At 31.1% G+C, this 13553-nt stretch carries 13 protein-coding genes and 1 other annotated feature; of the genes, 8 read left to right on the plus strand and 5 right to left on the minus strand.

Annotation, left to right across the window (positions count from 1 at the left end; translation table 11 throughout):
• The first annotated feature begins 138 nt into the window (after nucleotides 1-138).
• Nucleotides 139-2214 carry a 3-keto-alpha-glucoside-1,2-lyase-like domain-containing protein gene (locus JHL18_RS03690; RefSeq protein ID WP_200266284.1) on the plus strand — a complete coding sequence of 692 codons (2076 nt, stop codon included), beginning with the start codon at nucleotides 139-141 and terminating at the stop codon, nucleotides 2212-2214.
• A 198-nt stretch (nucleotides 2215-2412) separates the two neighbouring features.
• On the opposite strand, the gene JHL18_RS03695 is transcribed toward JHL18_RS03690, so the two are convergent.
• The gene (locus tag JHL18_RS03695) at nucleotides 2413-2625 is read right to left on the minus strand and encodes a hypothetical protein (protein ID WP_200266285.1); all 213 of its coding nucleotides are present in this window, start codon (nucleotides 2623-2625) and stop codon (nucleotides 2413-2415) included.
• 249 nt (nucleotides 2626-2874) lie between these two features.
• On the opposite strand from JHL18_RS03695, the gene JHL18_RS03700 reads away from it, so the two are divergent.
• Nucleotides 2875-3651: a class I SAM-dependent methyltransferase gene (locus tag JHL18_RS03700; protein ID WP_200266951.1), complete on the plus strand. Its 777-nt coding sequence runs from the start codon at nucleotides 2875-2877 to the stop codon at nucleotides 3649-3651.
• A 27-nt stretch (nucleotides 3652-3678) separates the two neighbouring features.
• The gene (locus JHL18_RS03705) at nucleotides 3679-4458 is read left to right on the plus strand and encodes a Tim44 domain-containing protein (protein ID WP_200266286.1); all 780 of its coding nucleotides are present in this window, start codon (nucleotides 3679-3681) and stop codon (nucleotides 4456-4458) included.
• A gap of 179 nt (nucleotides 4459-4637) precedes the next feature.
• Here JHL18_RS03705 and JHL18_RS03710 read toward each other — a convergent pair whose 3' ends face one another.
• Nucleotides 4638-4883 (minus strand): DUF3243 domain-containing protein, encoded by a 246-nt coding sequence (locus JHL18_RS03710; RefSeq protein ID WP_200266287.1) that lies wholly within the window; start codon nucleotides 4881-4883, stop codon nucleotides 4638-4640.
• A 243-nt stretch (nucleotides 4884-5126) separates the two neighbouring features.
• A complete protein-coding gene (gene asnB / locus JHL18_RS03715) occupies nucleotides 5127-6716 on the minus strand; it encodes an asparagine synthase B (protein WP_200266288.1) in 1590 nt (529 codons plus the stop codon).
• Nucleotides 6717-6814: 98 nt separating this feature from the next.
• Nucleotides 6815-7077, minus strand: a binding site (T-box leader).
• A 481-nt stretch (nucleotides 7078-7558) separates the two neighbouring features.
• On the opposite strand from asnB, the gene JHL18_RS03720 reads away from it, so the two are divergent.
• Nucleotides 7559-8899, plus strand: a complete 1341-nt coding sequence (locus JHL18_RS03720) for an amino acid permease (protein ID WP_200266289.1) — start codon at nucleotides 7559-7561, stop codon at nucleotides 8897-8899.
• Between the two features lie 56 nt (nucleotides 8900-8955).
• On the opposite strand, the gene JHL18_RS03725 is transcribed toward JHL18_RS03720, so the two are convergent.
• Together JHL18_RS03725 and JHL18_RS03730 are read right to left on the minus strand one after the other, a co-directional pair.
• Nucleotides 8956-9429, minus strand: coding sequence for a hypothetical protein (locus tag JHL18_RS03725; RefSeq protein WP_200266290.1), 474 nt, complete (start codon nucleotides 9427-9429; stop codon nucleotides 8956-8958).
• Nucleotides 9429-11285 carry a sensor histidine kinase gene (locus JHL18_RS03730; RefSeq protein ID WP_200266291.1) on the minus strand — a complete coding sequence of 619 codons (1857 nt, stop codon included), beginning with the start codon at nucleotides 11283-11285 and terminating at the stop codon, nucleotides 9429-9431. Before JHL18_RS03730 ends, JHL18_RS03725 begins: the two co-directional genes overlap by 1 nt.
• A 393-nt stretch (nucleotides 11286-11678) precedes the next feature.
• On the opposite strand from JHL18_RS03730, the gene JHL18_RS03735 reads away from it, so the two are divergent.
• The 4 genes from JHL18_RS03735 to JHL18_RS03750 are packed head-to-tail and all read left to right on the plus strand — an operon-like array spanning nucleotide 11679 to nucleotide 13525.
• Nucleotides 11679-12221, plus strand: coding sequence for a DUF5317 family protein (locus JHL18_RS03735; protein WP_200266292.1), 543 nt, complete (start codon nucleotides 11679-11681; stop codon nucleotides 12219-12221).
• A gap of 48 nt (nucleotides 12222-12269) precedes the next feature.
• Nucleotides 12270-12755, plus strand: a complete 486-nt coding sequence (locus JHL18_RS03740) for a hypothetical protein (protein ID WP_200266293.1) — start codon at nucleotides 12270-12272, stop codon at nucleotides 12753-12755.
• On the plus strand, nucleotides 12739-13368 hold the full coding sequence (locus tag JHL18_RS03745; RefSeq protein ID WP_200266294.1) for an accessory gene regulator ArgB-like protein: 630 nt from the start codon (nucleotides 12739-12741) through the stop codon (nucleotides 13366-13368). Before JHL18_RS03740 ends, JHL18_RS03745 begins: the two co-directional genes overlap by 17 nt.
• A gap of 31 nt (nucleotides 13369-13399) precedes the next feature.
• Nucleotides 13400-13525, plus strand: coding sequence for a cyclic lactone autoinducer peptide (locus tag JHL18_RS03750; protein ID WP_200266295.1), 126 nt, complete (start codon nucleotides 13400-13402; stop codon nucleotides 13523-13525).
• Nucleotides 13526-13553: the final 28 nt, after the last annotated feature.

Genomic DNA, 13553 nt, shown 5'->3' on the forward strand with positions numbered 1-13553 from the left:
ATATAGCTATAAAGATACTACATATCCTGTTGGAGTTGAGATTTGAAAATCAGATTTAATTCTAGAATATGTACGGTTCTGCAGACACCTTCATATATATTTTAACAACTAGAAAGTATAAATTTTTAGGAGGTATTTATGTTTAATAGAAAAGTGATTAATATCTTTTTATTTCTTGTAGTACTTATCTCAACTTCGTTAATCATACCAAAAACAGTTTTTGCAGCTTCAACTATCCAAAGCTATGCTATGCCTTCAATTTATAAAGCATCCAGTGCTTTTTCAGTAAAAGCTGATAATACAAATATTCCTGTAATATCTTACGTGAGCCAATATGATTATTCAGAATTTTCTTTTTCGGGAACAGTAAATATTGAAGTTACTGCAAGCGAGAATATCAACTCTTATTCCATCAGTCCAATGGCTAAAAACATAACAGGAACTGTAAGTGGAAATAAACTTACCTTTACTCTTTCAACTTCAACTTATGTAATCGTTAAAATAAATGATATGAAAAAGCTTGTAATAGCAGCAGATCCACTAGAAACTAATATTCCTGCATCTTCGGGAGCTGGAATCTACAATGTTACTAGTTCAAAATACAATGCAGATAAAACAGGTACGTCTATGGCAACAAAAGCTATACAAGGTGCAATTGATGATGCACATAATGCTGGAGGAGGTACTGTATATGTTCCAGCAGGAGTCTACAAATGTGGAAATTTAACTTTAAAAAGTAATGTTACTTTTTATCTAGCAGGGGGATCGGTAATAGTAGGTACAGGAAACGGTGCAGATTATATTACTGACTTTAATAAAAGCTCACTTAGTAAGGATGGAACTTATTTTATCCGTACTACAGAAGGCTCTCACGATATAACCATAAGGGGCAGAGGAACTATCGATGGAAAAGGTATCGATATGAGAGTAAATTCGAATTTTTTAAATAACCTTTTAGTTCCATTGGCAACTACTAATTTTACTTTTGATGGTATAATAATGAGAGATGGGGGCTTCTGGGCATTTATGCCTGTTCGTTCTAAAAATGTTATGATTAAAAACTACAAGGCATTCCAAAGCTTTGACTATCTTGAAGCTGACTGCTTTGATGCAAATGAATGTCAGAATGTTACTGTTTCTCATGCAATAGGATTATCTGATGATGACACCTTTTCAACTAAGACTTGGATGCAGACTGGTATGTCAAGTGGATGGCCTGGAACTGTACAAAATTTAGATACAGTGACCTTTGATGATTGCTTAGCATGGTCTAAATGCGTAGCCTTCAAGATAGGCATGGGTACTTATCAGTTGCAGAAAAATGTAAACTTTAAAAATTCCTATGTTTATCAATGTTCTAGAGCCTTAGTTGTGGACCATAGCTATGGTACTCCAGCAGTTCAGGATGTTACTTTTGACAATATAGATGTAGAAAGATGTGATATGACACAATTTGGTAATCACTGGTTTAGTGTTGGAACTAGTACTTCAGGTCCTGTAAATAACGTAACCTTTAAGAATTGTAATATTCGTAGTACTGGAGGAAAAAACTCTTATATATCAGGCCATGACAGCACAGGAACTATTGATGGTGTGACTTTCTCAAATGTTAGAGTTTTAGGTAAAGTTGCAACAAGCCTAAGTGATCTGAATGCTACCCAAGGCAGTAATGTAAGTAATATTAGATTTTCAAATTCAAGTACCACCATATTAAGCGATAATTTTGAAGATGGAGATACTTCAGGCTGGACTTCTAATTCAGGAAGTTGGAGTGTAGCAACTGATGGTAGCAATGTTTTGAATCAAAATGCTACAGCAACTTCTTTTATTACTAGAGGAACTGCATGGACAAATTATGCATATCAAGCAGAGGCGAAGCTTCCTATTACAAATGCAAATGCAGGGATACTATTTAGAGTTCAGGATTCAAATAACTATTATATGTATAGAATCAACGGATCTACCAATAGTTTGGAGTTGTATAAATGTGTAGCTGGGACTTTGACTCAAGTGTCTAGTACCCCCTTTACAGTTTCTTCAAATCAGTGGTATATAATTAAAGCTGTAGTAAACGGAAATAATATAAAAGGATATGTTAATGGAAGGCTATTAACAGATTGGACTAATCCAAATACTGAATTAACCTCTGGAAAGATAGGATTTAGAACAACTTCTGCTAATGTAGCTTTTGATGATGTTTTGGTAACTCAATAAAAAAGAAAGAATAAATAAATCCTTCTTCTACAGCTATAGATTACTATAAGTCCAGAGATTCAATAGAATTATGAGGGGTTAAAGGATATGCTGTTGGAGAACATAAGGATCGCAATAGAGATTGTATGGTAATAAGATAGAATAAACAAGCGGCGATATTGATAAATATCACCACTTGTTTATTTAGCTTAAAAAAGACTATTCTCCGTCTTCTCCACCAGGGCCATCGCGTCTAGGGCGAGCAGATTCTGGAAGTGGTTCAACATTTTTATATTTGCTAGAAAATTCACTTTGTTCATTAACGCTAAAAGAACCATTCTGGTGCTTTGAACCAGAGAAAGTGTTCTCTAGGTTTACATTGGAATTATCTGTTTTATTGGTCTTATTGTTCTTGTTGGATTTATTAGCCATAATATAATCACCACCTTCTAAATTATTTTGTACAGATAATAAGTTTTTATGATAGAAGTTTCCTTGCAATTATTGACATTAGTTCAAAAGGTACTAAAGTATGAGATAAGATTAGGTTGAAAGTTTACTATCTTATAGTAAAAATACACCTAAATGTAATAAATAAGATTAATATTTTAACTATAATATATAGTATAATATTTGATGGAATAATAATTAAAAATGATAGTAAACGGAGAACATAAAAAGATGACTAAGGAATTGGAGAAACACTACAATAAATTTTGTGAAGATAAAAGATTAACAAGGAGACATGGACAGGTTGAATATATAACGTCTATGAAGTATATTCATGATTATTTAGAAGATAAAAAAGATGCAAAAATTTTAGATGTGGGAGCTGGAACTGGTAGATATTCTGTACAGCTTGCAAATGAAGGCTATGACGTAACTGCAGTTGAGCTTGTAAAACATAATTTAGGTGTTTTAAAGTCAAAGGGAAGCACAGTAAAAGCATATCAAGGGACAGCGTTGAACTTGTCAAGATTTTCAGAGAATACTTTCGATATGACATTGGTTTTTGGACCTATGTATCATTTATATAAATTTGAAGATAAAGTAAAGGCATTGCAAGAAGCAAAAAGAGTAACAAAAGTTGGGGGAATCATCTTAGTAGCTTACTGTATGAATGAATATAGTGTAATAACATATGGGTTTAAGGAAAATAATGTACGTGAATCTATAGAAAATGGAAAGCTTAGTGAAGACTTTCATGTTATCTCAGAACCAGAGGATTTATATGATTATGTAAGAATTGAAGACATTGATAAAATAAATGAGGCAGTAGGAGTTCAAAGGGTAAAGTTAATTGCAGCTGATGGTCCAGCTAACTATATGAGACCAACTCTTAATGCTATGGATGAAGAAACTTTTAAGATTTTTATTAAATATCATCTTACAACCTGTGAAAGACCAGATTTATTGGGAGCAAGTGCACATACTCTAGATATTTTGATGAAAGAATAAGTCTAATTATATAAGAGGGGGATATCTATGGGAGGAAAGAATTTTATTAGTTTTATAAAAAAGCTTTGCGGTGTACTAGTAGTAATCTTAATAATTAGTGGATCTTCAACAGCTTATGCAAGAGCCGGAGGCGGTGGAGGTTCATCTGGAGGAGGCGGAGGAGGTACTGGAGGTTCGCATTCATCCAGTAGAAATTCAACAGGCAGCAGGAACCCAATATCCGCTATATTAAGCTTTGGAGCTTTTGCTATAATGGCTTCAGCAGGAACTATAATTTTAAGAGCCCAAATTGGCAAAAAGAAGGTTAAAAGTATTTCGGTTATAAAGGATCTATCTAAAAGTGATGATAACTGGAATTATAAAAATATAAAAAGAGAGATAGAAGAAACTTTTTATAAAGTACAAACTGCTTGGATGGAAAGAGATCAGGATTTAGCGAAAGAGTATATGAGCGAAGAGTTATATACTAAGCATAGAACTCAGACTGAATGGATGAAGATAAAGAAACAAAAAAATATTCTTAAAGGAATTACTTTATTAGGTGCAAGTCCTATAGGAGTTGAAGACCATGAAGGAATAGATAAAGACATCATATGGGTTCATATTAAAGCTAAGTCGCAAGATTATATAATAGATGAAGAAACTAATGAAGTAATAGAAGGTAAAGCCCGTAGATATGTTCAGTTTGAAGAATATTGGAAGTTCATAAGAAAAGAACAAAGATGGGTTTTGGATGAAATCAGACAAATCGATGAAATAAGTGATTTGAATTTCTTTACAATCGATGTTAATAATAAAGATCAATAAGATTTATAGAATGAAAGGTATATAAAGATGAACCACTTCAATCCGAAATCTATTTTCAAAACTCCTCTGGGTTCTGAGAGGAGAATTTGAAAATATAAATTCAATTATGAAGTGGTTCATCTATAAAAACCGTAATGGATTTCCCCATTACGGTTTTGTTAATAAGCTCTATTAAAAGGCTATTTAGCAGTTATTCTTACGACTAGTTTAGCAAGAACATTTTTATCATTGCTATCTGCGACATCCCACATTTCTTTAAGTAATCTTTCTTCTGGATTTCTAGGGTCAACATTATTAGCTAAAAAAGTACCTACTTTTTCAGCAACATTAGTTATTGCGTTATCAGACATGCCAACATTCTCACCTAATTCAACGGCATTGGCTAAAGTGTTTTTCCATTCAGTCCAGTCCTTTAAGATTGCCATGTTATCACTCCTAACTTTTTATATGTATCTTTCCATAATATTTTAATTATATGTAGGAAATAAGTGTGGATTATAATGGGTTCATTGCAATACACAGACAGCTGGAGCTTATCAGACAATATATTTTAAAGTTAGCAGAATGGATTCAAGAGCTATATTAAAGCATTGGAGGTTAAGAGAAGAAAAAAATTAAAAAAATAACCGTCTGAAGATATCTTACAGACGGTTATTAGAGTTTGCAAATTATTTACCGCTATCTCCGTAGTTTGATAATACTCTAGCGCTAGGATCGTTAACGGCACAACCTTCCCATTCTTTGTTTGGCATCCAGAAATCTTCAATCATTTCTGCTTGACCAGGATAGTATTTTTCAAACATTTCTCTGTATAATAATGATTCTTTTGTGAATGGTTTAGCATGATACTTATATTTTTCGCATAGTTTTTCGAATTCTTTATCAGTATAATATGCTTCTGCATATTCCTTTAAATAATCTACCATTGAATGTCCTACAGCATCACTAAAAGCTGCTTTTTCACGATATAAGATGTTGTTTGGAAGATAATCGCCTTCAAAGGCATGTCTCAAAAGGTATTTACCCATGTTGTAGGTATTTAATTTCTTTTCAGGATCAATAGCCATAACATACTTTACAAAATCTAAATCTCCAAATGGAACTCTTGCTTCTAAAGAGTTTGAGGCAATACAACGGTCTGCACGGAGCACGTCATACATAAATAGTTCTCTAATTCTTTTTTGAGACTCTTTTTGGAATTCGGCTGCATTTGGAGCAAAATCAGTGTATTTATATCCAAATAATTCGTCGGAAATTTCACCAGTTAAAAGAACTCTAACATCAGAAATCTCATGAATCTTCTTGCAGATTAGATACATTCCAATACTTGCTCTTATTGTAGTAATATCATATGTTCCAAGAAGTTTAATAACGTACTCGAAGGATTCAAGAACTTCTTCCTTTGTCATATAAACTACAGTATGATCACTATGAATATAATCTGCAACTTCTTGAGCATACTTTAAATCTATTGCATCTTCATTCATACCAATTGCAAAAGTTCTAATTGGTTTGTTTGGATACATCTTTTGAGCAATTGAACATACTAATGAACTATCTAAACCACCACTTAATAAGAAACCTACAGGAGCATCAGCATCCATACGTTTTTCTATAGCAGATACCAATTTATCGTGAATGTTACTGCAAATAGTTTCTAAGTCATCCTTGCAGTAGCCGCCTTCTACTTCCGCGATATCACAGTAGCATGTAAATTTACCGTCAGCATAATAATGTCCTGGTGGAAATGGCATGATTTTGTGTGTTAGACCAACTAGGTTTTTTGCTTCACTTGCAAACATTATCTTACCTGACTCAGAATATCCGTAGAATAAAGGTCTAATTCCAATTGGATCTCTTGCGGCAATGAAAGTATCTTTTTCTCCATCGTAGATAACAGCTGCATATTCTGCATCTAACATTGAAAACATATCTAGTCCATACTCTAAGTACATTGGAAGCAGTATCTCACAGTCACTATCAGAAATAAACTTATGACCTTTAGCCATTAAATCCTCTTTGAGTTTACGGAAACCGTAAATTTCACCATTGCAGATAGATGCATCTGTTTTTCTTGTGAATGGCTGCATTCCACTGAAACTTAAATCCATGATAGCAAGTCTCTGAAAACCTAGGATACCAGATGGTAGAGTAAGGATTTCAGTCATATCCGGTCCTCTAAGCTCAGTTCTTTGTAATGCCTCTGCAAATTTTTCATGTTTCATATCATTTCCTGTATAACACATAATTGTACACATATTAGTATTCCTCCCCAACTAAATATAAAATATAATTATCCAAAGATTCATTTGGATTATGATTTTTGAGTAAATAAAAAAAGCCCTTCATCCTATACAAATAGGACGAAAGACTTATACTTCCGCGGTACCACCTAAATTAGCTTAAAAAGCTCTCCTTAATCAGTACGGAATTTGAAAATAAATAAATTCGATACTGTCCACGCTGTAACGGTTTGGCTCCGTCCAAGACTACTCTTTAAAAAAATTTCGTTTGGAAGCTCCGGGATGTTCTTCATTATCAGCTTCGTATCAGTCTCTCACCACCACTGACTCGCTTTGACTACGTCTCAATAATTACTCTTCCCATCAAGGCTTTTATATAAATGTTTGAAATTTAACTTTGAATTTATTTCATTTTACTTCGTATTTTATAATGAGTCAATAGGTTTATGAAATATTTTTTAAAATAAAATTCATTTAGTAGTATAGAGAATTATATAAGAACCTTATAATATTTTGAAAATTAAGCAATTCAAGATTTATTATTTAATTCTATTATATTTCTATTGCACAGACGTGTGACTGACTTTTAGTGAAAATTCATAATCAAAGACAAATAATCTCTGAGTCAATTAATAGACCTTAAAACCATTATGCAAGCACAGTGCGCGCATAAATAAATTTATAAAAGTTTAAAGTTTATGAATATATTGACAATTAATTACTAATTATATAAATTTTATATAGTGGATATCATAAATCTATTCTGTAAAATCTACAAATCAAAGAAGAGAATACAAAGAAGTTTTTATTAAGATAATAGGTTTATAAGCAGTATTAATTAGAAAGGTGGAGTACATATGTCTGAAAATCAGAATCTATCAAGGGGTTTAAAAAATCGTCATGTTCAGTTACTTGCAATTGGAGGGGCTATAGGCACGGGACTATTCCTTGGTTCAGGGAGATCTATTCATCTTGCGGGGCCATCTATATTATTTGCATATATGATAACAGGCATAATTTGCTTTTTCATAATGCGTGCGCTTGGAGAACTATTACTTTCGAATCTAAACTATCACTCCTTTGTAGATTTTGTACATGACTATTTAGGTAAAGAAGCAGCATTTATCACAGGCTGGACATACTGGTTTTGCTGGATTTCACTTGCTATGGCTGACCTAACTGCTTCTGGGCTTTATATACAATATTGGTTTCCAAACGTACCACAATGGATTCCAAGCCTTATAGCCCTTGTAATTTTAGTAATTATGAATCTTACTGCAGTGGAGCTATTTGGAGAGATGGAGTTTTGGTTTGCATTAATCAAAGTTGTTGCAATCTTGGCGCTAATCATAATAGGGGCAGTCATGATCATAAAAGGATTTTCTACTGATGTGGGAGTATCTAGCTTTAAGAATCTTTGGAGTCATGGCGGTTGGTTCCCTAATGGTGTAAGTGGTTTTATACTGTCATTTCAAATGGTTGTATTTGCTTTTACTGGTATAGAACTAGTGGGATTAACGGCAGGAGAGACAGAAAGTCCAGAAAGAGTCATTCCTAAAGCGATTAATAATATCCCAATTAGAATTATCATTTTCTATATTGGAGCGCTTTTTATTATTATGAGTATATATCCATGGAATTCAATTAATCCAGATAAAAGTCCTTTTGTTCAAGTGTTTGCTGCAGTAGGAGTTACAGCAGCTGCAAGCATTGTAAATTTTGTTGTACTAACCTCAGCTGCGTCTGCCTGTAATAGTGGTATATTCAGTACGAGCCGAATGGTTTACTCCCTAGCTAAAGAAAAGAATGCACCTAAGTCAATGAAGAGGCTGGCTTCAAGTCAAGTACCTTCCAATGCTATACTTTTCTCAGCAACTGTTATTTTGATTTCGGTAATCTTAAACTTAATAATGCCTGAAGGAGTGTTTGTATTAATTACAAGTATATCAACCTTTTGTTTTATATTTATATGGGCAATTATAATTATATGTCATTTAAAATATCGTAAGAGTAGGTCTGAACTTGCTGTTAAGAGTAAATTTAAGATGCCTCTTTACCCAATGACTAACTATATAGTTCTTCTGTTTCTAATTTTTGTTCTAGTTGTATTAGCATTTAATAACGAAACTCGTATAGCCTTATTTGTAACACCTATATGGTTTTTGATGCTTTGGGTGATTTATAAGGTCGTTAAATAAAAGAAGTAATCAAGATAAAAAAAGTCAAAGCAATAGCTCTGACTTTAAAACTTAATTTACATATTTTCCTTGGGTGAAGGCGGAAAATATGTTCTCTTTATTTTGACTATTGTAAGTATTGCTATAGCAAAGAAGACAAGTGAAGGTGTTGCATATAATATTTTGTTTAAAGGATTTTGAAAAAGCTTATTGAGATCAAATTTTAACAACTGCAATCCAATAACATTTATTAGTTCACATATATACTCTATAATAAATATTAAAATAGTTGTGGATATGGATTGCTTTATAGGAATTTTATTTATTTTATTATATAAATAAATAGAAACAACTATAACTAAAAATGTATTTATACCTATATTAATCGGCAATAACCTTATAACAAAAGTTAATAAAGAAATTATTATAGAAGTAAGTATTACTCGAGAGTATTTTATTGGTGTTTGTGTAAGTACATATATTGCCCATATAAACAAAAGGGTTTCAGGTACACCCCTTAGAATAACTTCAAGTAAAGTTAATTTTAGCATTATTGTCCTCCTAATCCTTGGTTAATTGTTGAATAAATATCTGAAAGTTCTAGATTAACTCTTTCCTCTATATTACTTATGATTTGACTTTCTTGGCAAACAGAATCTTCTATCTGAATCGAAGGAAGAGATATAATAAATTCACTGCCCTTTCCTAGTTCGCTATTTATATTTACACTTCCATGATGAAGATTTACAAAGGATTTAACTATAGATAAACCGATACCTGTGCCTTCATTATTTCTTCTCAATGACTTGTCTACTTGTGCAAATCTCTCAAATATTTGACTTTTTTCTTCTGATGCTATTCCTATACCTGTATCTTTTACAGAGATATAAGTATTATTATCATCAGTAGTTACTGTTACAAAGATGCGTCCACCACGATCAGTGAATTTTAGAGCATTTGATAATAGATTCAAGATTATTCTCTCTATCTTTTCAATATCAAAAGCGATAATCTTCTCTTCTATTTCTGTGTCGAAGGTTATTTCAACCCCTTTACTTTCGGCATAGACTAAAATGGACATGGTTATGTCTTCTATAGCACTGACTATATTATCATTTTTCATATGAAGTGATATGTACCCAGCATCATACTTAGTTATGTCTAAAAGATTATTTATTAATCGTAATAATCTATAGCTGTTTTGCTTCATAGCTAATATATAGTTCTTTTTCTTCAAAACAATATCTTTAGTAAAATTATCATTATATAAATCAAGCATTTGCAGTGAAGAGAATATAATATTCAAAGGAGTTTTTAGTTCATGAGAGATATTTGAGAAAAACTCTGTTACTAGTTTATTATACTCTATTGTCTCATTCAATTTTTCTATATTCTTTATTACATCTTTTCTAAGTTTGTTTGCGATAACCACAGGGCGTATATCTCTCATTACTGTTAATATAGCAGGTTGCCCTTTATATACATAATATGTAGAGGTGTTTTGAACAATAACGTGATTGCCATCTTTATTTATAATAACATCTTCAAATGAGACTTTACCTTCTTTATTATTAGAAAGTGATATGTACCTTTTTTCTAAGGCCCTCTTATCTTGAGAAACTCCGAAGTCAAGAATATTTTTTCCTTGTAATTCTTCAAACTCAGAATATCCAAGGAGCTCTAAAGCATTTTCATTGGCGTATATAAAAGAATCATTAGCTTGAATAAAGATTGCATCAGGAGAATTCTCTATTAATAAGTTACTAAGAGTATCACCTTTTGATAGCATTTCCTTAATATTTTCATGCTCTTTTAATTGCTCATTTAATTGCTGTTCTAAAATTTCTCTTCTTTCCTTTTCAATTTGAACATATTGACCTAGAACCCACGCTACAACAAAAAAGCTGGAAGCAAATGTTAAATCGTTTTCGAAATAAATATTTACAAATGAATGGGGCGAAAAAATTAAATCAATTGAAAGTAATGTAAGTGAAGATATAAAGGCCATTATTAAACCGTGTTTTTTTCCTAGTTCTAAGGTTACAGTAATAACTCCAAATATTAATAAATATTTATAATCGCTATCATAAGAATTTGAAAGCATAATAAGAATTAATGAAGTTAATAAAAAAGCATATCCCTCCATAACCTGAATTTTCTTGTTCTTTTTCAGCTTCCATAACTTAAAATAAAACTGAGACCATAGTACATAGATAGCAATAAGTAATGTTATGATAAGAAAAAGTAATAAGTAGAGTTGTCTATTAAAGACCATTGAAGGTTCGTTTACACCATATTGTAAAAGCTGATTTATAATTATCATTAATATGAATCCTAAAGAACCTAATTTTATTACAGTAATAAGCTCAACCATATCCTGAGTTGTACTATTTTTATTATTAACCATATTTTCTCCTGTTTACGTAAGCTAGAGTTAATATAAACATATATATCAAAATAATTATATGAATATTATGGAAAAAAATCAATATGAGAAGTGGCTAGTTAGATTATAATAGAGATGAATTAATTGAAAAGTTATTTTAATAAATAATAGAATAAGAACCATATGTTAATGAAGTAGATTTTGTTGTAAAATTCCAAATGTGATTTTTTATGGTATATCATTTACATAATTATATCTAAGGGTGCTAGCAAAATATTAAAATTAATGGAAAGGGATAAAAAATATTGATATAATGTTTATTATTTATACTAGTTAGTAATTAGCGATTTTATATCTTTAAAATAAATTACAAAGAAAGAAATGTAGTTGTTTGTAAAAACAGGAGTAAATGCTATGATAGAAACTATATTACTGGCAGTGTTGGTAGCGAAAATAAGAGGATATAAGATAAAACCTTTGTTTACTTCATGGGATTTATACCCTACCTTTTCTTTTGTTATCCTATATTTATTATTAAATATACAAGTGTTTCTTGGAAATTATAGCTTTATAAAGTATAGTGGTATATTAGAATCTGTTTATATCTGTACTTTTTTAATCCCAATAATTAGGCACAAGTTATATACAAGTGCTTTAATAGGTTCGATAGCTATTATGATAGGTACTTTACTAAATAAGAAAGCGATTTCAGCAAATAATGGTAAAATGCCGGTTTTTCCTACACTCTCATATATAACAGGGTATGTAAATGGGGATGTATTCATAAAGGCTCAAGATATTCATATTTTAGGATCTAAATCTAGTAGATTAAAAGTATTGACAGATGTGATAGATCTAGGATACAGCATTTTAAGTATTGGAGATATATTTATAAGAATTTTTATTTTCATTATTGTTTTTAATATTATAAAAAATATTAATGAGAATAAAATTTAAGCTATAGAAGTGTAATTTATTGAATGTTTTACAAAGGAGAAGATGAATATGTTAAAAGTATCATTAATTGAGTTTTTTTTGAGGGGGATTCCAGAGGAATTTATATTTCTATTAGCTGCCTATGCTTTTACGAAGAATAAGATAAAATTAGACAAATATTTGATTTCTGTTTTAGTACAATCCTTGATTGTATACCTACTACGATTTCTTCCAATTCAAAGTGGAGTTGATTCTATATTGAATTTAATAACACTTATTGGTGTTATGGTAATTATAAATAAGTTTGAAGTTGTACAATCTATAAAAGTATCTATTATTATGATGCTTTGTGTATTTATATGTGAAGGATTAAATGTTCTTTTCCTACAACTTGTATTGAAAAAAGATTTAAATTCCTTGTTTAAAAGTCCAATTTCAAAAATAATATACTCAAGTCCTTCATTAATATTGTTTGCTACTATTGTTATAATTTATTATATTAGATTAGCAAAAAGAAAAGAGTTGAATTATATTTCTTATGGAGAAGTTAACTAAAAATATCGCTGCTAAAATTGCAGTAGAGTTAAATATAGGCAATGATAGTAAAGAAGTGATTGCATATGGGATCTTTGCTATAATGCAAATTGGTTTATCTATAATGCTTGTTATGGTCTTTGGTCTTGTATTTCACGTTGTAATAGAGGCTCTTGTAGTTTGTTTAGTTGGAAGTATACTCAGAAGATATTCAGGTGGTGCACATGCAAGTACGCCAAGTGGTTGTATAATTATAACTACTATAGTTTGTGTTGGACTAGCTGCTGTTTTCTCTTTTGTTATAGAAAAGTTTATAAATTTAAAATATATGCTTTTTTTAGGAATGGCAGTTTTCTTATGGGCGTATTATCTAGTTTATAAGTTAGCGCCAGTGGATAGTCCATCAAAACCTATAAAAATGGAAGAAAAGAAAACAAGAATGAGGAATAGTGCTATAATTGTTTTAAGCATGTACCTATTAATTGTAATTATAAATATTTTAGCGTACGTTTATTTTAAAGATAAATGTTATCTGGTATATTCTCTTTGTGTATATGGAGGTATGAGCTGGCAGGTGTTTACACTCACAAAAATCGGTCATATCACAATTAATAAGATAGATTTTTTAAAATAGAATATTAAGAGTTTTTAACAGGAGGATTATGATGAAAAGAAAACTATTTAGCATAGTTGCAGTAATTGCAACCATGGTTGCTGCTATGGTGGCTTCATCTGCATGCATGTTTTTTACTTATCAGCCAAAAGAACCAGAATGCTTAAGAGAAGAATAAAATGGAGGCTGGATTTATGGCTTTCCTA

The sequence above is a fragment of the Clostridium yunnanense genome (genome assembly GCF_016595795.1).
Lineage (GTDB): Bacteria > Bacillota > Clostridia > Clostridiales > Clostridiaceae > Clostridium_AR > Clostridium_AR yunnanense.

Excerpts from the sequence above, each read along its gene's own strand:
- JHL18_RS03690 (WP_200266284.1), top strand. The coding sequence starts at position 139 with ATGTTTAATAGAAAAGTGATTAATATCTTTTTATTTCTTGTAGTACTT.
- JHL18_RS03695 (WP_200266285.1), bottom strand. The coding sequence starts at position 2,625 with ATGGCTAATAAATCCAACAAGAACAATAAGACCAATAAAACAGATAAT.
- JHL18_RS03700 (WP_200266951.1), top strand. The coding sequence starts at position 2,875 with ATGACTAAGGAATTGGAGAAACACTACAATAAATTTTGTGAAGATAAA.
- JHL18_RS03705 (WP_200266286.1), top strand. The coding sequence starts at position 3,679 with ATGGGAGGAAAGAATTTTATTAGTTTTATAAAAAAGCTTTGCGGTGTA.
- JHL18_RS03710 (WP_200266287.1), bottom strand. The coding sequence starts at position 4,883 with ATGGCAATCTTAAAGGACTGGACTGAATGGAAAAACACTTTAGCCAAT.
- asnB (WP_200266288.1), bottom strand. The coding sequence starts at position 6,716 with ATGTGTACAATTATGTGTTATACAGGAAATGATATGAAACATGAAAAA.
- JHL18_RS03720 (WP_200266289.1), top strand. The coding sequence starts at position 7,559 with ATGTCTGAAAATCAGAATCTATCAAGGGGTTTAAAAAATCGTCATGTT.
- JHL18_RS03725 (WP_200266290.1), bottom strand. The coding sequence starts at position 9,429 with ATGCTAAAATTAACTTTACTTGAAGTTATTCTAAGGGGTGTACCTGAA.
- JHL18_RS03730 (WP_200266291.1), bottom strand. The coding sequence starts at position 11,285 with ATGGTTAATAATAAAAATAGTACAACTCAGGATATGGTTGAGCTTATT.
- JHL18_RS03735 (WP_200266292.1), top strand. The coding sequence starts at position 11,679 with ATGATAGAAACTATATTACTGGCAGTGTTGGTAGCGAAAATAAGAGGA.
- JHL18_RS03740 (WP_200266293.1), top strand. The coding sequence starts at position 12,270 with ATGTTAAAAGTATCATTAATTGAGTTTTTTTTGAGGGGGATTCCAGAG.
- JHL18_RS03745 (WP_200266294.1), top strand. The coding sequence starts at position 12,739 with ATGGAGAAGTTAACTAAAAATATCGCTGCTAAAATTGCAGTAGAGTTA.
- JHL18_RS03750 (WP_200266295.1), top strand. The coding sequence starts at position 13,400 with ATGAAAAGAAAACTATTTAGCATAGTTGCAGTAATTGCAACCATGGTT.